The 22,776-nt window shown below is 67.5% G+C and carries 22 protein-coding genes; 19 read left to right on the top strand and 3 right to left on the bottom strand.

Annotated elements, in window-relative coordinates; genetic code table 11:
• Positions 1-88 precede the first annotated feature (88 nt).
• From sidA to AC1DMQ_RS12610, 3 genes are all read left to right on the top strand, one after another.
• On the top strand, positions 89-178 hold the full coding sequence (sidA, locus tag AC1DMQ_RS12620; RefSeq protein ID WP_035018457.1) for a cell division inhibitor SidA: 90 nt from the start codon (positions 89-91) through the stop codon (positions 176-178).
• A 24-nt stretch (positions 179-202) separates the two neighbouring features.
• Entirely contained in the window at positions 203-3,637 is a 3,435-nt protein-coding gene (gene dnaE / locus AC1DMQ_RS12615; RefSeq protein ID WP_477033909.1) for a DNA polymerase III subunit alpha, read from the top strand.
• A gap of 180 nt (positions 3,638-3,817) precedes the next feature.
• Complete coding sequence (locus AC1DMQ_RS12610) at positions 3,818-4,168, top strand: GFA family protein (protein ID WP_477033908.1); 351 nt, start codon at positions 3,818-3,820, stop codon at positions 4,166-4,168.
• Between the two features lie 231 nt (positions 4,169-4,399).
• Here the strand turns inward: AC1DMQ_RS12610 and AC1DMQ_RS12605 are convergent, their stop codons facing one another.
• The 3 genes from AC1DMQ_RS12605 to AC1DMQ_RS12595 form a co-directional block, all read right to left on the bottom strand.
• Positions 4,400-4,906, bottom strand: coding sequence for a cupin domain-containing protein (locus AC1DMQ_RS12605; RefSeq protein ID WP_477034053.1), 507 nt, complete (start codon positions 4,904-4,906; stop codon positions 4,400-4,402).
• Between the two features lie 218 nt (positions 4,907-5,124).
• Positions 5,125-5,775 carry a haloacid dehalogenase-like hydrolase gene (locus AC1DMQ_RS12600; RefSeq protein WP_477033907.1) on the bottom strand — a complete coding sequence of 217 codons (651 nt, stop codon included), beginning with the start codon at positions 5,773-5,775 and terminating at the stop codon, positions 5,125-5,127.
• Positions 5,776-5,871: 96 nt separating this feature from the next.
• Positions 5,872-6,789: an HNH endonuclease gene (locus AC1DMQ_RS12595; RefSeq protein ID WP_477033906.1), complete on the bottom strand. Its 918-nt coding sequence runs from the start codon at positions 6,787-6,789 to the stop codon at positions 5,872-5,874.
• Between the two features lie 263 nt (positions 6,790-7,052).
• Here AC1DMQ_RS12595 and rpsB point away from each other — a divergent pair, with 263 nt between their 5' ends.
• The 16 genes from rpsB to AC1DMQ_RS12515 all read left to right on the top strand — a co-directional run.
• Positions 7,053-7,997, top strand: coding sequence for a 30S ribosomal protein S2 (gene rpsB / locus AC1DMQ_RS12590; RefSeq protein ID WP_477033905.1), 945 nt, complete (start codon positions 7,053-7,055; stop codon positions 7,995-7,997).
• Positions 7,998-8,154: 157 nt separating this feature from the next.
• Positions 8,155-9,093 carry a translation elongation factor Ts gene (tsf, locus tag AC1DMQ_RS12585; RefSeq protein ID WP_477033904.1) on the top strand — a complete coding sequence of 313 codons (939 nt, stop codon included), beginning with the start codon at positions 8,155-8,157 and terminating at the stop codon, positions 9,091-9,093.
• Between the two features lie 199 nt (positions 9,094-9,292).
• Positions 9,293-10,030 carry a UMP kinase gene (pyrH, locus tag AC1DMQ_RS12580; RefSeq protein ID WP_477033903.1) on the top strand — a complete coding sequence of 246 codons (738 nt, stop codon included), beginning with the start codon at positions 9,293-9,295 and terminating at the stop codon, positions 10,028-10,030.
• A gap of 25 nt (positions 10,031-10,055) precedes the next feature.
• Positions 10,056-10,622 carry a ribosome recycling factor gene (gene frr, locus AC1DMQ_RS12575; RefSeq protein ID WP_477033902.1) on the top strand — a complete coding sequence of 189 codons (567 nt, stop codon included), beginning with the start codon at positions 10,056-10,058 and terminating at the stop codon, positions 10,620-10,622.
• A gap of 44 nt (positions 10,623-10,666) precedes the next feature.
• Entirely contained in the window at positions 10,667-11,446 is a 780-nt protein-coding gene (gene uppS, locus AC1DMQ_RS12570) for a polyprenyl diphosphate synthase (RefSeq protein WP_477033901.1), read from the top strand.
• Positions 11,424-12,272 (top strand): phosphatidate cytidylyltransferase, encoded by an 849-nt coding sequence (locus tag AC1DMQ_RS12565; RefSeq protein WP_477033900.1) that lies wholly within the window; start codon positions 11,424-11,426, stop codon positions 12,270-12,272. The genes uppS and AC1DMQ_RS12565 overlap by 23 nt, the downstream gene beginning before the upstream one ends.
• A complete protein-coding gene (locus tag AC1DMQ_RS12560) occupies positions 12,269-13,474 on the top strand; it encodes a 1-deoxy-D-xylulose-5-phosphate reductoisomerase (protein WP_477033899.1) in 1,206 nt (401 codons plus the stop codon). The genes AC1DMQ_RS12565 and AC1DMQ_RS12560 overlap by 4 nt, the downstream gene beginning before the upstream one ends.
• A gap of 19 nt (positions 13,475-13,493) precedes the next feature.
• Positions 13,494-14,978, top strand: coding sequence for an RIP metalloprotease RseP (gene rseP, locus AC1DMQ_RS12555; protein ID WP_477033898.1), 1,485 nt, complete (start codon positions 13,494-13,496; stop codon positions 14,976-14,978).
• A 17-nt stretch (positions 14,979-14,995) separates the two neighbouring features.
• Positions 14,996-17,356 carry an outer membrane protein assembly factor BamA gene (bamA, locus tag AC1DMQ_RS12550; protein WP_477033897.1) on the top strand — a complete coding sequence of 787 codons (2,361 nt, stop codon included), beginning with the start codon at positions 14,996-14,998 and terminating at the stop codon, positions 17,354-17,356.
• 5 nt (positions 17,357-17,361) lie between these two features.
• Positions 17,362-18,003, top strand: coding sequence for an OmpH family outer membrane protein (locus tag AC1DMQ_RS12545; protein WP_477033896.1), 642 nt, complete (start codon positions 17,362-17,364; stop codon positions 18,001-18,003).
• A 48-nt stretch (positions 18,004-18,051) separates the two neighbouring features.
• The gene (gene lpxD, locus AC1DMQ_RS12540) at positions 18,052-19,077 is read left to right on the top strand and encodes a UDP-3-O-(3-hydroxymyristoyl)glucosamine N-acyltransferase (RefSeq protein ID WP_477033895.1); all 1,026 of its coding nucleotides are present in this window, start codon (positions 18,052-18,054) and stop codon (positions 19,075-19,077) included.
• Positions 19,074-19,550: a 3-hydroxyacyl-ACP dehydratase FabZ gene (gene fabZ, locus AC1DMQ_RS12535; RefSeq protein WP_477033894.1), complete on the top strand. Its 477-nt coding sequence runs from the start codon at positions 19,074-19,076 to the stop codon at positions 19,548-19,550. Before lpxD ends, fabZ begins: the two co-directional genes overlap by 4 nt.
• Complete coding sequence (lpxA, locus tag AC1DMQ_RS12530) at positions 19,547-20,341, top strand: acyl-ACP--UDP-N-acetylglucosamine O-acyltransferase (protein ID WP_477033893.1); 795 nt, start codon at positions 19,547-19,549, stop codon at positions 20,339-20,341. Before fabZ ends, lpxA begins: the two co-directional genes overlap by 4 nt.
• A 10-nt stretch (positions 20,342-20,351) precedes the next feature.
• Complete coding sequence (lpxI, locus tag AC1DMQ_RS12525; protein ID WP_477033892.1) at positions 20,352-21,194, top strand: UDP-2,3-diacylglucosamine diphosphatase; 843 nt, start codon at positions 20,352-20,354, stop codon at positions 21,192-21,194.
• The gene (gene lpxB / locus AC1DMQ_RS12520) at positions 21,191-22,390 is read left to right on the top strand and encodes a lipid-A-disaccharide synthase (protein ID WP_477033891.1); all 1,200 of its coding nucleotides are present in this window, start codon (positions 21,191-21,193) and stop codon (positions 22,388-22,390) included. The genes lpxI and lpxB overlap by 4 nt, the downstream gene beginning before the upstream one ends.
• 107 nt (positions 22,391-22,497) lie before the next feature.
• Positions 22,498-22,776 (top strand): hypothetical protein (locus AC1DMQ_RS12515; RefSeq protein WP_477033890.1); only part of this gene is annotated, 279 nt, incomplete at its 3' end.

The raw sequence follows: 22,776 nt of genomic DNA, 5'->3' as shown, positions 1-22,776 counted from the left end.
AAAAGCTCGCAATCGAACAAGGGTCTCTTGCGCATGAGAACAAAAGTGGAATATAGAACAAACAAGCAACGACCGCAGGAGGGTTCCCATGGTCCGTATCGCGCGTGAGTCTTTGGCGCTTGTATCTGTCGCCAGCTTCGTCTGGATGATGTGCCAGGTCGCCCAGTTGGTGGCCTGAGTCGTGTAGCCATGAGGTGCGGTGATGTCGGGCAATGAAGGGCAGGGGTTCGTCCACCTTCGCGTGCGCTCGGCCTATTCGCTGCTGGAAGGCGCCATCAAGGCCGACAAGATCCCGGGCCTGGCCGCGACGGCCGGCATGCCGGCGGCGGGTCTGGTGGATCGCAACAACCTGTTCGGGGCGCTGGAATATTCCGTCTATTCCAAGGACTACGGGGTCCAGCCGATCATCGGCTGCGCCCTGGCGGTCTCGGGGGTAGGGGCCGGGCCGACCGAGCGCTGGGCCCGCACGCCGACCATCACCCTGCTGGCCCAGAGCGAGCGAGGCTATCTGAACCTCTCGGAACTTTCGTCCCTGGCCTATCTGGAAAGCGGCGAGATGGCCGAGCCGGTGGTGCCCTGGGCCAAGGTGGTCGCGCACGCCGAGGGGCTGATCCTGTTGTCGGGCGGCACCGACGGTCCGGTCGACGCCCTGCTGGCCGCCGGCAAGACCGCCGAGGGCGAGGCGGCCCTGGCCGAGATGCAGCGGGTGTTCGGCGACCGCTTCTATGTCGAGCTTCAGCGTCACGGCCTGCCACGCCAGGCCGCCGCCGAGCCGGGTCTGGTCCAATGGGCCTATGAGAACGACGCGCCGCTGGTCGCCACCAACGACGTCTATTACGCCAAGCCCGCCCTCTACGACGCCCACGACGCCCTGCTGTGCATTTCCGACGGCGCCTTCGTGGGCCAGGACGAGCGCCGGCGGGTGACGCCCGAGCATTGGTTCAAGCCGGCCGAGGACATGCGCAAGCTGTTCGCCGACCTGCCGGAAGCCTGCGACAACACCCTCGACATCGCCCGCCGCTGCGCCTTCATGGTGCAGAAGCGCGACCCGATCCTGCCCAGCTTCCCCACCGGCGACGGCCGCAGCGAGCCCGAGGAACTGACCCACCAGGCCAAGGAAGGCCTGAAGATGCGCCTGGCGGCCCTGGATAAGCTGGCGGTCGAGGAGCAGGTCTATTGGGACCGGCTGGACTTCGAGCTCTCGATCATCATCAAGATGGGCTTCCCCGGCTACTTCCTGATCGTGTCGGACTTCATCAAGTGGGCCAAGGAACACGGCATCCCCGTGGGCCCCGGGCGGGGTTCGGGCGCCGGGTCGCTGGTCGCCTGGGTGCTGACCATCACCGACCTCGACCCGCTGCGCTTCGGCCTGCTCTTCGAGCGGTTCCTGAATCCCGAGCGGGTTTCCATGCCCGACTTCGACATCGACTTCTGCCAGGAGCGGCGGGAAGAGGTGATCGTCTACGTGCAGGAGAAGTACGGCCGCGACCGCGTCGCCCAGATCATCACCTTCGGTTCGCTGCAGGCCCGCGCCGTGCTGCGCGACGTCGGCCGGGTGATGCAGCTGCCGCTGGGCCTGGTCGACCGGCTCTGCAAGATGGTGCCCAACAACCCGGCCGCGCCGGTGACCCTGGCCCAGGCCATCGACATCGAGCCGCGCCTCAAGCAGGCCCGCGACGAGGACGGCAACGTCAAGGCCTGTCTGGACGTCGCCCTGCAGCTGGAAGGCCTGTTCCGCAACGCCTCGACCCACGCCGCCGGCGTGGTGATCGGCGACCGGCCCCTGACCCAGCTGACCCCGCTCTACAAGGATCCGCGCTCGGACCTGCCGGCCACCCAGTTCAACATGAAGTGGGTCGAGAGCGCCGGCCTGGTGAAGTTCGACTTCCTGGGCTTGAAGACCCTGACGGTGCTGGACCGGGCCGTGAAGCACCTGGCCAAGCGCGGCGAGATCATCGACCTGGGCAAGCTGCCCTTCGACGACACCAAGACCTACGAGCTTCTCGCCTCCGGCCAGACGGTCGGCGTGTTCCAGCTGGAAAGCCAGGGCATGCGCGACACCCTGCGCAAGATGCGCTGCGGCTCGATCGAGGAGATCACCGCGCTGATCTCGCTGTACCGCCCGGGTCCGATGGACAACATCGACACCTTCGTGGACTGCAAGTTCGGCCGAAAGCCCGTCGACAACCTACACCCCTCGCTGGAGGTGGTGCTGAAGGAGACCTACGGCGTCATCGTCTACCAGGAACAGGTGATGCAGATCGCCCAGATCCTGGCGGGCTACAGCCTGGGCGAAGCCGACCTTCTACGCCGGGCCATGGGCAAGAAGAAGAAGGAGGAAATGGATCTCCAGAAGATCCGTTTCGTCGCTGGGGCCAAGGAAAAGAGCGTCCCCGAGGAGCAGTCCGGCTCGATCTTCGAACTGGTGGCCAAGTTCGCCGGCTACGGCTTCAACAAGTCGCACGCCGCCGCCTACGCCCTGATCGCCTATCAAACGGCCTGGCTGAAGGCCAATACGCCGGTCGAGTTCCTGGCCGCGTCGATGAGCCTGGATCTGTCGAACACCGACAAGCTGGCGGTCTTCCACCAGGACGCCCGGCGCTTCGACATCACCGTGCGGCCGCCGGACGTCAATCGCTCGGGCGCCGACTTCGAGGTCGAGAACGGCGAAGTGCTGTACGCGCTGGGCGCCGTGCGCAACGTCGGCCTGGAGGCGATGAAGCACCTGGTCGCCATCCGCGAGGAGGGCGGTCCGTTCCGCGACATCTTCGACTTCGTCGAGCGGGTCGACCCCAAGCTGGTCAACAAGCGGGCGATCGAGAACCTGGCGCGGGCCGGGGCCTTCGACTCCCTGTCCAAGAACCGCGCCCAGATCTTCGCCTCGGCCGACGTGCTGATCGCCCACGGCCAGAGCATCGCGGCCGATCGCCAGGGCGGCCAGCACGCGCTGTTCGGCGGCGACCCGGCCGCCGGCCGTCCGCGCCTGAAGAAGACCGAGCCCTGGAGCCAGGTCGACCTGCTGGACGAGGAACTGGCCGCCGTCGGCTTCTACCTGACCGGCCACCCGCTGGACGACATGGTCGGCGTGCTGCGCCGCCGGCGCACCCACATGCTGACCGAAGTGATCCCGCGCGCCGAGGCCGGCATGGAGGCCTTCCGGATGTGCGGCGTGGTCCGCCGCCGCCAGGAACGCGCCTCGCAGAGCGGCGAGCGCTTCGCCTTCGTCTCGCTGTCGGATCCCAGCGGCGAATACGAGGTGCTGTTCCCGCCCGAGGCCCTGCGCAAGTGCCGCGAGGTGCTGGAGCCGGGCAAGGCGGTGTCGATCAAGGTTCGCGCCAAGGCCCGCGACGGCGAGGTGCGGTTCTTCGGCGACGACGCCGAGCCCATCGAGAAGGCCATCGAGAACATGGTGGCGGGCCTGCGCCTGCACCTGTCGCCCTCGGCCACCGAGATCGAGGCCTTGCGGAAGCGGCTGGAGCCGGCCGCCTCGCCGCGCGGCGGCGAGGTCAGCCTGATCGCCGCCCTGGGCGGCGGCCGCGAGATCGAGATGAAGCTGCCCGGCCGCTACACCCTGGACGCCGCCCTGCGCGGCGCCCTGAAGACCGCGCCGGGCGTGGCGCTGCTGGAAGACGTCTAGGGCGACCGCTCGACGGCGCTTGGGAGCGGGCTTCCGGCCCTTGGCGTTGACTGCGCTTGAGATCGGTTGGCCCGGTGTCGGTTCGGGCCGCTTTCTTACGTCTTGAAGAGAAGGCCGGGTCCACCGGCTCGCGTTCACATCACGCGCCGGGCTTCGGCGCGACCATCAGGGAGAGAGGCGATGGCCAGACACGAAGGCGGCTGCCAGTGCGGCGCGGTGCGATACGCGGTCGAGGTCTCGCTCGACAACCTGATCACCTGCAACTGCTCGCGGTGCGGCAGGCTGGGATCGGTGCTGGCCTTCGCGCCGGCCTCGGCGTTCGAGCTGAAGCAGGGGCAGGACGCCCTGACCGAATACCGCTTCAACACCCACAAGATCGCGCACCTGTTCTGCAAGACCTGCGGCATCGAGTCCTTCGGCCGCGGCGTCGGGCCGGACGGTACGGAGATGGCGGCGATCAATGTCCGCTGCCTGGACGACGTCGACGTCTTCGCGCTGGAACCGCACAAGTTCGACGGCAAGTCGCGTTAGGGCGGTTCACAGTCGAGCCTGATCCCCGAGTTTGCTGTCCGCCATGAACACGTTTGTCGGCCGCCACCGAAAATCGGTTCGCGCCATGATCCACGGGTCAGGTTTCGGGCTGGACGCCGGTGGCCGTTTCCGCCCCCTTCCGGTCCTTGGCGGGGTCGGTTTCGGGCCCCTGCTGGAAACTCTAGGCGACGTCCGAGACACCCGTGAAATGGCGCGCCAAAGCCGGATCGGTCATTTCGCCCCGGGCAATTTGATCCCCAGCAGGACCAGTCGGTCGCCAGTGATCCCGAACCAGTGAGGTACGCCCGCGGGGATCAGGATGACGTCGCCTGGGCCGAGTGTCCGTGTCACACCACCCTCGATCTGGCTTCCCTCGATCAAATTGGCGTTTTTGACCTTTGAATCGGCCATGGCTCCGCCCGAAACAAGCGTGCCAGAACCTTCCAGGACGATCGCGTATTCCGCTTCGGCAGGGTGAACAGCGGGGCGGCCCGGCTTCTTCCATATTTCGATCGCCGCCACGGTCGCGCCATCGCGAACCAGGGGGCGCCACATGAACCCCTGGTCGGGCTTCATCGTGGCGAGCATCTCGCGTAGCTGAGCTTGGACATCCGCGCCGCTCGCGAAACCGGACGGGTCGGTTGCTTGAGCGGGGCTCGTCTGCGCGCAAGCGGCGGCGACGCCTGACGAGAGCGCAAGCAGCAACGACGTCGCGCAGATCGTGAAGGCTCTAGCCATTGTCTTCACCGCAGCTCTCCCTGGGTCGTGGACCATAAACGCGAATGACCGCTTCCGCCTAGGTTAGCTGCTCCCCCTCTGGGGGAGGTGTCGCGGAGCGACCGAGGGGGCCATCGCCGCCGATTCAAAGCTAGCCCCGTCCGGCCCGCCAGGCCACCTCCGCCAGACGGTGGGGATTTGACCGCGTCGGCTAGCCACCCCTGACGGTCAAGTCGCCCCTACCAGGCCATGGCGCGGCAATTGGGCAGGCGAGCGCGGCTGAGGCGGCGATGGGCGGCCTTGCCGCAGCCGACGATCATCGGCGCGTCGGCCCCGCGCAGCAGCGGCAGGTCGTCGAGGCTGTCGGTGTAGGCATAGGCCCAGCGCTTGCCGTGGCCCGCCTCGGCCAGGGCCTGGCACTTGCGTTGGTTGCGGCAATGGACGTCGGCCACCCAGCCGCCGGCCCGGCGCTTGAGCGAGGTGCCCAGCACGACGATGGGCCGGCCCAGCGGGGTGATCAGGGCCTGGGCCAGCACGGTCGGGGCCGCGGTGACCACCACCACCTCGTCGCCGTGGGCCAGATGCTCGTCGAGCGTTTCCATGCCCGGCCCGCGCCAGCGCAAGGGCAGGGTCCTGGCCTGGAGCTGGCCGGCGAAGTCCGCGCAGGATTCGCGCAGCTTGCGCTCGCACAACCCGGCCGTGGCGATCCAAAGCAGGATCGAGGCCCCGGCCCGGCGGGTGCGGGGCGCGATCACCATCGGAATGGCGACCGGGGCGACCAGCAGCGTGGCCAGAAGTCGGGGAACGGAGCGGCGAACCCGGCCCCACAGCCACAGCGCCGTGGAATCGCCATCCAGCAGAGTGCCGTCGAGATCGAAGACCGCGAGCATGGCCTTCTCCTAGCGTCCGAACCTGTCAGGCATGTGTCACGCCTGTGGGCAGGGTGTGTCGGTCTGTGGATAAAACGCGGCCGGTGACCTTTTCGCTCACACGTCGGCGAAGGCCTGCCTGTGTCGCGCGACATAAGCGGAGTGCGGCCAGAGGCTCCGGTCCGCAGGTAAATGGATGCGGTCCATCTGATTGACGAATAGCCCGCGCAGTTCGCTTGGCACTTTGTTGTGAGAAACCAACAATCGGTAGTCGTCGGTCAGGGAGATCAAATGGCGATCGAATAGCCAATGGATCGTGCCGGATAGGGCGATGCCGTTCTGTATGGTGTCGGGGCCGCCGTCGCCGACGGGCCAGATGTGGGCGGCCTGGACTTCGGACCGACCACCACCGTTGATGATCTGCAGGCGTGTCACCGCGCAACGATCATCATAGGCCTCGCAGACTTGCCTTCGAAAGTTCGCATCTCGGATTTTGCGATTGATCAGGATCGCCTCGACGCGTCGGGCTTGCTCCGCTGGCGGAGCATCGAACACGAACGTTTCGCTGAGCTCTTGAAAGCCGCCGGGCGGTCCTAAGCGACGTGCGTTTGATGGCTCCAGGGTCTCGCTCAAGCCCGCTAGGACGATTGCCGCGAAATCCGCGTCATCCAGTGGCCTCATGGCGCGACCCTGGACGCCCGCGCCAACTCGATTTGCGTCCTCGATCGCTCGCAGGGGGCCTTCCCAATAGCCAAACTGCCCAACGAAGGGCACGGGGACGTCGAAGGGGAGATAGTCGCCAAGCATCGCGTAGGCGTGGTCTGGGCGCATCGGATCAGGCCTGACGTCCAATACGCGTGCAACCGCCACATAGGCTCTGCGGCCTCTATTTCGCTGAGGTTCGCGCAAGATGACCCAATCGCCCTGTGCTGCGAGCGCGGCGGCCATGTAATTGCTGCGCGCGGGAAAATGATAGCGATGGGGAAGTTCGTCATCGTAGCCAGAGTTTGGCTTGGTGTCGAAAACAGCCTTCACAGTCATTCCCTAGTTGGCGCAAACATCCAAGCGTCGCCGAGCACTGGAGCGCTGCCAGCTTGACCGGTCAAGGGCATGATCCCGCACCATACCGCGCCGTTGGGGCTTGCTTTCTGGTCCGTTCACGCCTATTTGCGCGGCCATTCCACACGTGGACGTGCGGCGACGCCGGGGAGACATCCCGTCGTTACCGTTCCGGTCCCGGTCCGAATCGTCGGAGCGGGGGTGTCCACGGAGGTTCAACCGGAAGAAGGAGACCTATCATGGCGCTTCCCGAATTCTCCATGCGTCAGCTCTTGGAAGCTGGCGCCCACTTCGGCCACCAGACGCACCGCTGGAACCCGAAGATGGACCGCTACATCTTTGGTTCGCGTTCGAACATCCACATCATCGACCTGTCGCAGTCGATCCCGCTCCTGCACCAAGCCCTGGTGAAGGTGCGTGAAGTCGCCGCCGCCGGCGGCCGCGTGCTGTTCGTCGGCACCAAGCGTCAGGCTTCGGACCCGGTCGCCACCGCGGCCAAGCGCTGCGCCCAGTACTACGTCAACCACCGCTGGCTCGGCGGCACCCTGACCAACTGGCGCACCGTCTCGGGCTCGATCGCTCGCCTGCGCGAACTCGAAGGCATCATGGGCGGCGAAGGCGCCGGCCGTTCCAAGAAGGAACTGCTGCAGCTGACCCGCGAGCGCGACAAGCTGGAGCTGTCGCTGGGCGGCATCAAGGACATGGGCGGCATCCCCGACATCATGTTCGTGATCGACACCAACAAGGAAGCGATCGCGATCCTGGAAGCCCGCAAGCTGAACATCCCGGTCGTCGCCATCCTCGACACCAACTGCGATCCGGACGGCATCACCTACCCGATCCCGGGTAACGATGACGCCGCCCGCGCTCTGCAGCTGTACTGCGACCTGATCGCCGACGCCGTCCTGGACGGCCTGGCCGCCGGCCAAGCCAACTCGGGCGTCGACCTGGGCGCCTCGATCGCTCCGATCGAACCGACCCTGGCTCGCGAACTGACCCCGGAGCCGGTGGCTGAAGCCGCCGCCGCCCCGGTCGCCGCCGAGGAAGTCGCTGCACAGGAAGCGGCGTTTGAAGCCGCCGCAGCTCCTGAAGCGGCCCCGGCCGTCGAAGCCGCTCCGGAAGCCGCTCAAGAAGCGACCGCCGAAGCGATCGAAGCCGTCGCCGAAGAGCCGGCCGCGAGCTGATTTTCCGATCGCCGGATCGGGATTTCGGTCCCGATCCGGTCTTCGTGAACCTGACATGCGACCGGGCTATCAAGCCCGGTCGTAATTTTGTTTCACGCGTTTCCCGAAGGCGACCCGGTCGCGGTGGGAGACGCTCCGATATTCAATGGAGGAACTCATGGCTGAAGTGACCGCTGCGCTGGTGAAAGAGCTGCGCGAAAAGTCCGGCGTCGGCATGATGGACTGCAAGAAGGCCCTCGTCGAAAACAACGGCGACATCGAAGCGTCCATCGACTGGCTGCGCGAGAAGGGTCTGTCCAAGGCCGCCAAGAAGGCCGACCGCGTCGCCGCTGAAGGCCTCGTCGGCATCGCCGTCCGCAATGACGGCGCCGGCATGACCGCCGCCGCCGTCGAAGTGAACGCCGAGACCGACTTCCTGGGCCGCAACGAGCTGTTCCAGAACGCCGTCCGCAAGATCGCGGCCGTCGGCCTGGACAACGACGGCGTGGACGCCATCAACGCGGCCAAGACCGCCGACGGCGACGTCGTGTCCGACACCCTGACCAACCTGATCGCCACGATCGGCGAGAACATGGTCCTGCGCCGCGCGGCCAAGTTCACCGTCGCCCAGGGCGCGGTGTCGTCCTACATCCACAACGCGACCGCTCCGGACCTGGGCCGCATCGGCGTGCTGGTGGCCATCGAAGGCGCCGGCGACCAGGCCAAGATCCTGGAGCTGGGCCGCAAGATCGCCATGCACGTGGCCGCGACCGCCCCGCTGTCGCTGTCGCCGGACGACCTGGACCAGGCCGCCATCGAGAAGGAGCGCCAGATCTTCACCGCGCAGGCGCTCGAGTCGGGCAAGCCCCCGGCCGTCGTCGAGAAGATGGTCGAAGGCCGCATCCGCAAGTTCCTGGAAGAAGTCGTGCTGCTGAAGCAGGCCTTCGTCATGAACCCGGACCAGACCGTCGAGCAGCTGGTCGCCGAGACCGGCAAGGAACTGGGCTCGCCGCTCACCGTGAAGGGCTTCGTTCGCCTGGCCCTGGGTGAAGGCGTGGAGAAGGCTCCGGAAGGCGATTTCGCCGCCGAAGTCGCCGCCATGGCCGGCCAAGCCTAAGTCTCTTCCGCCGCCTTCAGGGGCGGCGGACTGGACCGCCTATGAAAAGGCGCGGCGCGCATCGAGCGCGCGCCGCGCCTTTTTTGCGCCCGGGTCGCGCATCTGCACGCGATCTGGCCGGTTTCAGCCCGGAAAACCGATCCCACTTTTTCGGAACGCGCACTATGTTGCGTCCCGACGACTCAGGAAGAGCCTCCGCATGTCCGAACCTCAGCACAGACCCTACCGCCGCGTGCTTCTGAAGGTTTCGGGCGAGGTGTTGATGGGCGACACGCCCTACGGCATCGACACCAAGACCGTCGAATCGGTGGCCGAGGACATCCGCGAGATCGTCCAGTCCGGCGTCGAGCTGTGCCTGGTGATCGGCGGCGGCAACATCTTCCGCGGCATGGCCGGCGCGGCCAAGGGCATGGAGCGCTCCAGCGCCGACTACATGGGCATGCTGGCCACGGTGATGAACGCCCTGGCCATGCAGGACGCCCTGGAGCGCATCGGCGTCTCCACCCGCGTGCAGTCGGCCATCCCGATGGCCACGGTCTGCGAGCCCTACATCCGCCGCCGCGCCCAGCGTCACCTTGAAAAGGGCCGGGTGGTGATCTTCGCCGCCGGCACCGGCAACCCGTTCTTCACCACCGACACCGCCGCGGCCCTTCGCGCCGCCGAGATGCAGTGCGACGCCCTGTTCAAGGGCACCAGCGTCGACGGCATCTACAGCGCCGATCCCAAGAAGGACCCGGCCGCCAAGCGCTACGACACGCTCAGCTACATGGACGTCCTGGCCAAGGACCTGCGGGTCATGGACGCCTCGGCCGTGGCGCTGATGCGCGACAACAACATTCCGATCGTGGTCTTCTCCATCAAGGGGCGCGGCAACCTGCTGAACGTCTTGAAGGGGCAGGGAACGCACACCGTCGTTTCCGGCGACCGCGCCGCTTAAACTTCCAGCGAAGAGAGCCCAAGCCATGGCCACCGCCGAAAAACCCGTCCTATCCGGTTACAAGGACCGCATGGACAAATCCGTCCTGTCCCTGAAAGAGGACTTCGCCGGTCTGCGCACCGGTCGCGCCTCGTCCAGCCTGTTGGACCAGATCATGGTCAACGCCTACGGCTCGATGGTGGCGCTCAACACCGTGGCCTCGATCAGCGTGCCCGAGCCGCGCCAGATCAACGTCAACATCTGGGACAAGGGGGTTGTCGCGGCGGTCGAGAAGGCCGTGCGCAATTCCGATCTGGGCCTGAACCCGGTTGTCGAGGGCAACAACCTGCGCATCCCGATCCCGCCTCTGACGGAAGAGCGCCGGAAGGATCTGTCGAAGATCGCCGGCAAATATGCCGAGGCCCAGAAGGTCGCGGTCCGCAACATCCGTCGTGACGCCAACGACGACCTCAAGAAGGCCGAGAAGGCTTCCGTCATCAGCGAAGACGAGCTGAAGAAGATGGAGACCGAGGTCCAGAAGATGACCGACGAGGCCATCAAACGCATCGACGAGGCCTTGAAAACCAAAGAACAAGAGATCATGCAGGTTTAGCATCGACCTGCGTTGTGGGGGGCGATGAGGGAAGGCTGAAGCGCATGGCGCCGACGACCGGCCTGCAGAATGTCTCGACGCGCCCCGGGGGCGCGAAGTCGGGGCAATCTCTGCATGTGGCCATCATCATGGACGGCAATGGCCGATGGGCGAAGCGGCGCAATCTGCCGCGCGTCCTGGGCCATCGGGCCGGCGTCAACGCCCTGAAGCGGACCGTCGAAGGCGCCGCCGACCTGGGCGTGGGCGTGATGACGGTGTTCGGTTTCTCCACCGAGAACTGGAGCCGGCCGCCGCAGGAGGTGTCGGAACTGATGGGCCTGCTGAAGGCCTATCTGGAATCCGACCTCGAGCGCCTGGCCCGCGAAGGCGTGAAGGTTCGGATCATCGGCCGTCGGACCGGCCTGGCCGCCGACGTGCTGGCCGTGATCGATCGGGCCGAGAGCCGGACCAGCCACAACAGCGACTTCCTGCTGCAGGTGGCGTTCAACTACGGCGGCCGCGCCGACATCGCCGACGCCGCCCGCGCCTTCGCAGAGGCCGTGGAGCGCGGCGAGGCCCGGGCCGCCGACATGAACGAGGCCGTGTTCGAACAATACCTGTCCACCGCCGGCGCGCCGGCCCCGGACCTCATCGTGCGCACCAGCGGCGAGCAGCGGATCTCGAATTTCCTGCTTTGGGAATGCGCCTACGCCGAACTCGTGTATCAGGACGTTCTGTGGCCGGACTATGGGCCCGAACACCTGGCCGCCGCGTTGACGGAGTATCGCAGCCGCGACCGTCGCTATGGAGGTATCGCCGTCGATGACGTCGCCGTCGCCGGCTAAACGTTTTAACTGGAGCAACCTGCGGATCCGTGTCGCTTCGGCCACGGTGCTGGTGCCTACGGTCGTGGCCGCCGTGTGGTTCGGGAACGTCTGGTTCCTGGGCCTGATCCTGGTCGGCGTGGCGCTCCTGGCCCGGGAGTGGGCGGAGATGAGCGCCCGCCGCGCCGCGCTGGGCGTGGCGGTGGCCATCGGCGCGGCCGTGGCGATCTCGGTGATCGTCGCCTTTCTCGGCCACTACTACATCACCTGGCCCGTGGTGATCGCCGGCGCCCTGGCCGCGGCCCTGATGGCGCGCGGCGCCGTCGAGCGCCGGGCCGACGCCGCCTATGGCGTGATCTACATCGCCCCGGCCGTCATCGCGATGATCTGGCTGCGCCGCATGGACGCCGGCCTCAGCTGGACCCTGCTGCTGTTCACGGTGACCTGGTTCGCCGACATCTTCGCCTTCGCGGTCGGCAGCCTGCTGAAGGGCCCCAAGCTGTGGCCGCGCTATTCGCCCAACAAGACCTGGTCGGGCTTCTTCGGCGGTCTGGTCGCCGCCTCGCTGGGCGCGGTCGGCATCGTGGCCCTGTCCCAGGCGCTTCCGGCCTTGCCCGACCTGCATCTGCCCTGGCCCGTCGCCGCCGCGATCGGCCTGCTGGGCGGCTTGGCCACCATGGCCGGCGACCTCTGGGAATCGATGCTCAAGCGCCGGTTCGGCGTGAAGGATTCGGGCGACCTAATCCCCGGCCATGGCGGCATGCTCGACCGCGTCGACGGCCTGATGTTCGCCGCGATCGTGGTCGCCGGCGCGCGACTGCTCGACCAGTGGGGATGGCTGCCTTGACCCCCACAAGCGAGGGTAGGGCCCGCAAGGTGGTGGTGCTGGGGTCGACGGGGTCCATCGGCGTTTCGACGCTGGACCTGTTCGAACAGGCCGAGGTCGCCGTCGAGATCCTGGCCCTGACAGCCGGCCGCAACGTCGAGAAACTGGCCGAGCAGGCGCTGCGCTGGCGGCCGCAGGTCGCGGTCATCGACGACGAGACGTGCCTGCCCGAACTGCGCGAACGCCTGGCCGGTTCCGGCGTGCGGGCCGCCGCGGGCGCCGCCGCCGTCTCCGACGCCGCCGCCATGGGCGCGGACTGGGTGATGTCGGCCATCGTCGGCGCGGCGGGCCTGGCCCCGACCCTGGCCGCCGCCCGCACGGGCGCGGTCATCGCCCTGGCCAACAAGGAAAGCCTAGTCTGCGCCGGACCGGCCCTGCTGGCCATCGCCCGCCAGGCCGGCGGCTCGGTGATTCCCGTCGATTCCGAGCATTCGGCGATCTTCCAGGTGCTGCAGCGCGATTGTATCGACCAAGTATCGCGCCTGATCCTGACGGCCTCGGGCGGACCCTTCCGCACCTGGGACAAGGCGGCCATGGCCCTAGCCACGCCGGAGCAGGCGGTGGCCCATCCCAACTGGTCGATGGGCGCCAAGATTTCGGTCGATTCCGCGACGATGATGAACAAGGGCCTCGAGATGATCGAGGCCTCGTACCTGTTCGAGACCCCGCAAGAGCGCATCGACGTCGTGATCCACCCGCAGTCCGTGATCCACAGTCTCGTCGAATACGCCGACGGCTCGACCCTGGCCCAACTGGGCCCGCCGGACATGCGCAGCCCGATCTCCTGCGCCTTCTCCTGGCCCCAGCGCCTGTCCTGGCCCGCCAAGCCCTTGAATCTGGCCGCCTACGGCCAGCTGACGTTCGAAGAACCGGACCTGGACCGCTTCCCGTCGATCGCCATCGCCCGCGAGGCCCTGCGCCTGGGCGGCGGCGCGCCGGCGGCGATGAACGCCGCCAACGAGGTGGCCGTCGCGGCCTTCCTTGACCGCCAGATCGGCTTTCTGGATATTGCCGGCGCGGTGGCGGGGACTCTTGAGCGCATGAACGGCCTAGGAAATTTGGCTCAGAGCGACGACAACGCTCTCGAGAGCGCGATGATGACGGACGCTTCGGCTCGCCGCATTGCGGCCGAGGTTGTCGGTCAAGTTCGCCGTCCAAACTGAAGACGAGAAGAAATCCGACATGCTCGGCTTCATCCAGTCCGCCGCGACCTACCTTATCGCCTTCCCGTTGGTGATCCTGCTGGTCGTGACGATTCACGAACTGGGACACTTCTGGGCGGCCAAGGCCTGCGGCGTGGCCATCGACCGATTCTCGATCGGGTTCGGCAAGCCGATCGCCAAATGGCGCGACAAGGCGGGCGTGCAATGGCAGCTCGGCTGGCTGCCCCTGGGCGGCTACGTGCGCTTCTCGGGCGACGAGAACGTGGCCAGCGTGCCTGACCAGGACGACCTGCAGGCCTTGCGCGCCGAGATCGAGCGCCGCGAGGGCCGGGAAGCGGTCGCCCGCTACTTCCACTTCAAACCGCTGTGGCAGCGCGCGATCATCGTCGCGGCGGGCCCTGTCGCCAACTTCATCCTGGCCATCGTGCTGTTCGCGGCCCTGGTGGGCGTTTTCGGCGACGTCATCCGCCGGCCGATCGTCACCGGCGTGAACGCCGGCAGCCCGGTCGCCGAGGCGGGCTTCCGGCAGGGCGACGTCATCCTGTCGGTCGACGGCCGCAAGCTGAAGGACTTCACCGACCTGGATCAGTACGCGATGCTTCGCAGCGCGGTGCCGATCGATTTCGAGGTCAAGCGCGGCGACCAGACTCTGGCCCTGACGGCGACGCCGGCGCTCGCCGAGATCCCCGACGGCCTGGGCGGCAGCCAGAAGGGCGGCGTCCTGGGCTTCGGCGTTCCGGCGGTCGTCGACGAGGTGCAGCCGGGCGGCGCCGCCGAGCGGGCGGGCTTCAGGCGCGGCGACGTCGTGCAGCGCGCGGACGGGACGGCGATCAACAGCTTCGAGGACCTGACGGCCTTCGTGAAGCGACGCGGCGCGGTTCCGATCGCCTTCGACGTCTATCGCGGCGGACAGACGATCCAGCTGGTGGCGACCCCGGCCCTGGGCGACGCGCCCATGGCCAACGGCAAGACCGAACGCCGCCTGATGCTGGGCCTGAGCCGGATGATGCCCCGCCAATACATCGAACGGGTGCGCTACAATCCGATCCAGGCGCTCGGCTTCGGCGTCGCCCGCACCTGGGGCGTGCTCGACACGACCGTCTACTATCTGGGCCGCATGATCCGCGGCGAGGTTTCGGCCGACCAAATCGGCGGCCCCATTGGCATCGCCAAGACTTCGGGGCAGATGGCCCAGATGGGCGCGGCGGCCGGCACGAATCTGCCCACCATGCTGCTCGGCGCGGGGGTCAATCTTCTCCAACTCGCCGCGTTCCTGTCGGTCAGCATCGGCTTCATGAATCTGCTGCCGATCCCCGTTCTGGACGGGGGGCATCTGCTGTTCTACGCCTACGAAGCGGTCGCGCGGCGACCTCTGGGGGCGCGGCTGCAAGCTGCCGGTTATCGGGTTGGCCTTGCACTGTTGATGGGTTTCATGTTGTTCGCGACCTGGAATGATCTGCAGCGCTTGAGCGTGTTCAAATTCTTCGGCGGTCTGTTCTCTTGAGCGGTCGCCTTCCGTCCATGATTGGTCCCATGAACAAAATTCGCGCCCATAGCGCCGCGTTCGCCACCGGCGTTGCGCTCCTTCTCGGTTCCACGGCGCTGACCGCGCCACAGATCGCCTTCGCTCAGGCCCAGACGACGGGCGTGGTCCAGCGCATCGTGGTGCAGGGCAATGAGCGGATCGAGCAGGGGACCGTGCTGTCCTACCTGCCGATCCAGCCGGGCGAGACGGTCGATCCCCAGCGCCTCGACCTGGCGCTGAAGACCCTGGCCCGCACCGACCTGTTCGCCGACGTGAAGATCGAGCTCCAGGGCGGCGACCTGATCGTCAAGGTCGTCGAGAACCCGATCATCAACCAGGTGGTCTTCGAGGGGAACTCGGCGCTCAAGGAAGACAAGCTGAAGGACGAGGTGCAGATCCGTCCGCGCGGCATCTTCACCCGCGCCAAGGTCCAGGCCGACGTCCAGCGCATCATCGAGCTCTATCGCCGTTCGGGCCGCATCTCGGCCACGGTGACGCCCAAGGTGGTCGAACTGCCGCAAAAGCGCGTCGACCTGGTGTTCGAGATCAACGAAGGTCCCAAGAGCGGCGTGCTCGGCGTCAACTTCCTGGGCAACAGCGAGTTCTCGGACAACGACCTGAAGGACGTCATCGTCACCAAGGAGTCGCACTGGTACAAGTTCCTGACCAGCAACGACAACTACGACCCGGACCGGATCGAGTACGACCGCGAGCAACTGCGCAAGTTCTATCGCAACCGCGGCTATTTCGACTTCCGCGTCGTGGCCTCGGTCGCCGAACTGGCCACCGACAAGAACGGCTTCGCGGTCACCTACACGATCGAGGAAGGCCCCAAGTACAAGTTCGGCAAGATCACCGTCGAGACCGAGCTGAAGAAGCTGAATGGCGACCTGCTGGCCCAGATCCTGCCGGTCCGCACTGGCCAGCTGTACGAAGACGAGAAGATCGAGCAGGCCACCGACGCCCTGACCTTCGCGGCGGGCGCCGCCGGCTTCGCCTTCGTGGACGTGCGTCCGCGCTATGTGCCCAACCACGAGACCAACACCGTGGACGTGGTGTTCTCGGTGCGTGAAGGCCCGCGCGTCTACGTCGACCGGATCGACATCGTCGGCAACACCCGTACGCTCGACTACGTCGTGCGCCGCGAGCTGGAAGTGGCCGAAGGCGACGCCTACAACCGCGTCCTGGTCGACCGTTCGAAGAACAACGTCCGCGCGCTGGGCTTCTTCAAGGACGTCGACATCGAGGAGGTGCCGAGCGACCGGCCCGACCGCACGACCCTGCGGGTCAAGACCGAAGAGCAGCCGACGGGCGAACTGTCGTTCAGCGCCGGCTACAGCTCGGTCGACAAGCTGGTGCTGGACGTCGGCATCACGGAACGCAACTTCCGCGGCCGCGGCCAGAACCTGAGGGCCCGCGTCTCGGTCGGTTCGCTGCGTCAGCAGATCGACTTCGGCTTCACCGAGCCGCGCTTCCTGGGCCGCGACCTGCGCGCCGGCCTGGACCTGTATTCCTACCGCTACGACCTCAGCGACTACGCCGCCTACGACACCCAGTCGACCGGCGGCACGCTGCGCCTCGGCTTCCCGCTGACCTCGAACGCCTCGATGAGCCTGCGCTACCAGCTCCGTCAGGACAAGGTCAGCGTCGAGGACAGCCTCTGCGCCAGCGGTTCGGTGTCGGACATCCTCTGCCTGCAGCGCGGCTCCTACATCACCTCGCTGTTCGGCTACGGCATGCGGATCGACAAGCGCAACGACCCGATCCAGCCGACACGCGGCTGGTTCGCCGACCTGAGCCAGGATCTGGCCGGCTTCGGCGGCGACGTGAAGTACCTGAAGACCGAGACCGACGGTGGTTGGTACTGGGGCTTCAACAAGGACTTCATCTTCAGCGCCACCGGTTCGGCGGGCTATATCGAAGGCTGGGGCGGCGACAACATCCGCATCAACGACCGCTTCTACAAGGGCGGTTCGACGTTCCGCGGCTTCGAGATCGCCGGTATCGGCCCGCGCGACACGACGACGCAGAGCAGCGCCCTGGGCGCCAAGCTCTATGCGATCGGCACGTTCGAATTGACGGTTCCGACCTTCCTGCCCGAGCAGTACGGCATCAAGGCCGCGGTCTTCTCCGACTTCGGTACGGCCGGCCAATTGGACGACATCGATCGTCTGAACTCGGACGGCACCATCAACCCGAACATCAAGGACAACCTGGCCTTGCGTGCTTCGGCCGGTCTCAGCATCGACTGGAAGTCCCCCATGGGTCCAATCCGGTTCGATTTCAGCCATATTCTCGCTAGAGAAGACTACGACAGAACCGAAACCTTCCGGTTCTCCACCTCCACAAGGTTCTAACCAACATGACCTCCAAGTTCCTCGCCGCGACCGTCTCGGGTCTGGCCGCTCTCGCCACGGCGTCGGGCGCTTTCGCCCAGGCCGCGCCGCCCGCCGCCGCTCCGGCGGTCACCCATGGCGCGCCGATCGCCGGCGTCTGCATCTTCTCCAGCCAACGCGCCGTGGCGACCTCGCTGGTCGGCAAGGCTGTCGACGCTCGCCTGAAGGCCATCATCGCGCAGGTCAACGCCGAGCTGACCGCCGAGCGCACCAGCCTGGACAACGACGCCAAGGCGCTAGAAGCCAAGAAGGCCACGCTGGACCAGAGCGCCCTGGAGCAACAGGCCGCCGCCCTGCAAGTGCGCGCCAACGCCTGGCAGCGTAAGGGCCAGCTGCGCCAGCGCGAAGTCGAGGCCACCGAGCAGAAGCAACTGGCTCGCGTCTATCAGGAACTCGACCCGGCCATCCGTCAGGCCTATCAAGCCAAGACCTGCGCGATCCTGATCGAGCGGGAATCGGTCCTGCTGGGCAATCCGGCCATGGACATCACCGACGGCGTCGTGGCGGCCGTGGACGCCCGCATCAAGACCCTGACCTTCGACCGCGAACGTCTGGACCAAGCGGCTCCGGGGGCTCAAGCTCTCCAACCGACCCCTAAGAAGCCGTAGTTGAGTCGGCTCGGGCCTAACGCCCGGGCCGCTCCCCCGAGAGGACCAATGCCGGACCCGCGCTTTTTCGAAGACATGGGTCCGGCGACCCTCACGGAACTGGCCAGCCTGAGCGGTGCTCGGCTGGCCGATCCGGCCGACGGCCACCACCTGATCTCGCACGTCGCTCCGCTCGAGAGCGCCGACGCGGGCGCCGTCACCTTTCTGTCCGATCCCAAGCGCCTGGGCGACCTGGCCGGCCTGAAGGGCGCGGCCTGCTTCCTGCGGCCCGAGCACGCGGCGCAGGCTCCGGCTGGCTGCAGGCTGCTGCTGACCAGTCATCCGCAGGCCTCATGGGCCGCCGCTGCCGAAAGGCTGCACGCGCCGCGCCGTCACGACGGTTCGGTGCAGTCCATCCATCCCGATTGCGAACTGGAGGAGGGCGTCAGGCTGTCTCCGGGCGTCGTGATCGGGCAGGGGGCCAGGATCGGTMGCGGGACCTATCTGGCGCCTGGCGTGGTGATCGGACCGGGCGTGGCGGTCGGCCGCGACTGCCGGATCGGCGCCAACGCCGTGATCGGCTTCGCGCTGGTCGGCGATCGGGTGTCGATCCACGCCGGAGCGGTGATCGGCGAGGCGGGATTCGGCGCGGCCGGCGGTCCCAAGGGCGTCGTCGACCTGCCGCAATTGGGGCGGGTCATCCTGCAGGACGGGGTGACCATCGGCGCCAACAGCTGCGTGGATCGGGGCGCTTTCGGCGATACGACGATCGGCGAGAACACCAAGATCGACAATCTCGTCCATGTCGCCCACAACGTCCGGCTCGGTCGTAACTGCGTCGCCGCCGCCTTCACGGGCATTTCCGGCAGCACCGTGGTGGGCGACGGAGTCGCGTTCGGCGGCAAGGCCGGCGTGGCCGATCACCTGACGGTCGGCGCGGGCGCCCAGATCGGAGCCTCGGCGTCGGTCTTCAAGGACGTGCCGGCCGGCGAAACATGGACTGGGTTTCCGGCGCGACCGCTGAAGCGGTGGCTCCGAGAAACCGCATGGCTGTCGCGCAAGGCGGGCGGCCGGGGAATCAAGGGGCCAGAATGAGCCAATCCAAGACTGAAGAGCCTCTGGCCAATATCGACATCGCCGAGATCCTGAACCGGATCCCGCATCGCTACCCATTCCTGCTGGTCGACCGGGCCGAGGCCTATCGCGCCCACCAGTCGATCGTCGGCATCAAGTGCGTGACGATCAACGAGCCGTTCTTCCAGGGCCATTTCCCGGGCAACCCGGTGATGCCCGGCGTGCTGATCATCGAGGCCCTGGCCCAGACCGGCGCGGTGCTGATGAGCAAGTCGCTCGAGGTCGACACCGACGGCAAGACCATCTTCTTCATGTCGGTCGACAACGCCCGCTTCCGCAATCCCGTGCGCCCCGGCGACGTGATCCGCATGGAAGTCGAGGTGGTCCGCGCGCGTTCCAGCATCTTCAAGTTCAAGGGCGTGGCCAAGGTCGGCGACAAGGTCGCGGCCGAGGCCGAGTTCGCGGCCATGGTTGTGGAGACGCCCAAGGCATGACCCAGATCCATCCGACCGCCATCGTTTCGCCCGGCGCGCAGCTGGGCCAGGACGTCGAGATCGGCGCCTTCTGCACCGTGGGCCCCAAGGTCCAGCTGGGCGACGGCGTGCGGCTGGTCTCGCACGTGGTGATCGAGGGCGCGACGCAGATCGGGGCGGGTTCGACCGTCTATCCGTTCGCGGTGCTGGGCGGCGCGCCGCAGCACCTGGCCCACAAGGGCGAGGACACCCGGCTGGTGATCGGCGAGCGCAACATCATCCGCGAGCACGTGACCATGCACACCGGCACGGTGGGCGGCGGCGGAGTGACCAAGGTCGGCTCCGACAGCCTCTACATGGTCGGCGCCCACGTCGCCCACGACTGCATCGTCGGCGATCGCGTGACCTTCGCCAACAACGCCACGTTGGGCGGCCACGTGGTGATCGGCGACTTCGTGTTCATGGGCGGACTGTGCGCCGTCCACCAGTTCACCCGCATCGGCCGCTATTCGTTCGTCGGCGGCGGCGGCGTGGTGACCAAGGACGTCATCCCCTACGGCTCGGTGTGGGGCAACCACGCCCACCTCGAGGGGCTGAACCTGGTGGGCCTCAAGCGCCGCGGCTTCAGCCGCGAGGCGATCAACGCCCTGCGCGCCGCCTACCGCCTGCTGTTCGCCGACGAAGGCACCTTCCAGGAGCGCCTGGACGACGTGGCCGAAGCCCATGCCGACACGCCCGAGGTGATGGAGATCGTCGAGTTCATCCGCTCCGAGGCCAACAGGCCCCTGTGCCTTCCCGAGCGCGAAGTCTAGGAGGGCGACCATGCGCAAGCTTGGTCTGATCGCTGGAGGCGGGTCCCTGCCGGTGGAGCTGGCCCAGCACTGCGAGGCGGCCGGCCGGCCGTTCGCGGTGATGCGCCTGCGGTCGTTCGCCCAACCGGTCCTGGCCCGTTATCCGGGCATCGAGGTCGGGCTGGGCGAGTTCGGCAAGGTGTTCAAGGCGCTGCGGGCCGAGGGCTGCGAGGTGGTGTGTTTCGCGGGCGTGGTTGATCGGCCCGACTTCGCGGCCATCAAGCCCGACCTGCGCGGCCTGACCGTGATCCCGGGCCTGGTCAACGCCGCCCGCAAGGGCGACGACGCCCTGCTGCGCCGCCTGCTGGCCGAGTTCGAGAAGGAAGGCTTCGCGATCGAGGGCGCCCACGAGGTGCGGGGCGAGATGACGCTGCCGCGCGGGGCGCTGGGCAAGCATGTTCCCAAGGACAGCCACGTCGCCGACATGGACCGCGCCCTCGACGTAGCCCGGGCCATCGGGGCGCTGGACGTGGGGCAGGGCGCCGTGGTCTGCGACGGCCTGGTGCTGGCCGTCGAGGCCCAGGAGGGCACCGACGCCATGCTCCGCCGGGTGGCCGACCTGCCTCAGGCCATCCGCGGCAACGCCGAGGCTCCGCGCGGCGTGCTGGCCAAGGCGCCCAAGCCGATCCAGGAGACCAAGGTCGACCTGCCCACCATCGGCGTCGCCACCGTCCAGCGCGCGGCCCGCGCCGGCCTGGCCGGCGTGGTCGGCGAGGCCGGACGCCTGCTGATCGTCGATCGCGAGCAGGTCATCGCCTGCGCCGACGACCTGGGCCTGTTCGTGTACGGGGTCGAACCACGGGCCGACGCATGAGCCCCGAGAGCCTCCCGAAGTCCGGACCGCTGACCGTGATGCTGGTGGCGGCCGAGGCCTCGGGCGACGCCCTGGGCGCCAAGCTGGCCCGCGTGCTGCGCGACCGGCTCGGCGCCGACAAGGTGCGCTTCGTCGGCGTCGGCGGGGCCAAGATGGCGGCCGAGGGCGTCGAGAGCCCGTTCGACATCGCCCAGCTGTCGATCCTGGGCATCGTGGAGAGCCTGAAGGCCTATCCCAGGGCCATGGCGCGCCTGAAGGACACCCTGGCCCTGGCGGCCCGCGAAAAGCCCGACGTGGCGGTGCTGATCGACAGTTGGGGCTTCAACATCCGCCTGGCCAAGGCGCTGCGGAAGCAGGATCCCGACCTGCCCCTGGTCAAATATGTCGCTCCCCAGGTCTGGGCCTATCGCGCCAGCCGCGCCAAGGACCTGGCCGGGGCGGTGGACCTGCTGCTGTCGATCCAGCCGATGGACAAGCCGTTCTTCGACGCCGTCGATCTGCCCAGCGTCTTCGTCGGCAACTCTGCCCTGGCCCACGATTTCAGCCACGCCGATCCGGCCAAGCTGCGCGCCGCGATCGGCGCGGCGCCTGGCGAGCCGATCCTGCTGGTGCTGCCCGGCAGCCGTCCGTCCGAGATCCAGCGGGTCATGCCGCCGTTCGAGGACGCCGTGCGCCGGCTGAAGGCCGAGCGGCCGAACCTGCACGTCGTCGTGCCGGCCGCCTCGACCGTCGCCGAAAGCGTCAAGGCCCGGGTCGCGGCCTGGCCGTTCCGGGCCCATGTCATCGAGGGCGACGACCTCAAGGACGACGCCATGGTCGCCGGCACGGTCGCCCTGGCCTGCAGCGGCACGGTGACCACCGAACTGGCCCTGGCCGGCTGTCCGATGGTGGTCGGCTACGTCACCGGCAAGATCACCTACGCCTTGCTGAAATCGATGTTCAAGCCGCACTGGGTGACGCTGTTCAACATCGCCGCCGACGACACGGTCGCGCCCGAGCTGCTGCAGGAGGCCTGCACGGGCCAGGCCCTGGCCGCCGAGGTCGCCAGGCGGCTGGACGACCCTTCGCTGCGCAAGTCCCAGATCGCCGCCCAGAGCGCCGCCCTGGACCGGATGGGGCGCGGCATGCCCGACCCTTCGGAAGCCGCGGCTTCGGCCCTGCTGGACTTCCTGAGGGCGCGCGGATGGGCCGTCTAGGCGGCCGAGGTCCCGAAGGCGTTAAGCAAGCCTTTAAGATACGCTTCACGGCTCTCCGCTAGGTTGGAGGCCCTGGCGGTCCTCTCGTCGCCGGCTGGAGCCCTGGCGTGACGATCTTCCCGGTCGCCCCTTTGTCGCCCCTGACGCCGTCCACTCCGGTGAACCAGGCGGCCGACGCGCTTGCCCGGATCGCCGTCATCCAGACGGTCGAGACCCTGGGCGCGATGATCGACCAGTCCGATTCCCAATCTCAAGAGGATCTGGTCAACCTGGCCAAGAACGCCGTGGGCGAAGGCGAGGCCAGCCGGGCCCGGTTGGCCGAGGCCCGAGGCGTCGCCGGTGGTCCCGAGGTCCTGGCCGACACCCCCGCCCGCGCCGTCGCGGCC

It is taken from the genome of Caulobacter sp. 05L422 (genome assembly GCF_056397765.1).
The sequence above is the reverse complement of the archived record's forward strand: the minus strand, read 5'-3'. Positions and strand labels throughout refer to the sequence as shown.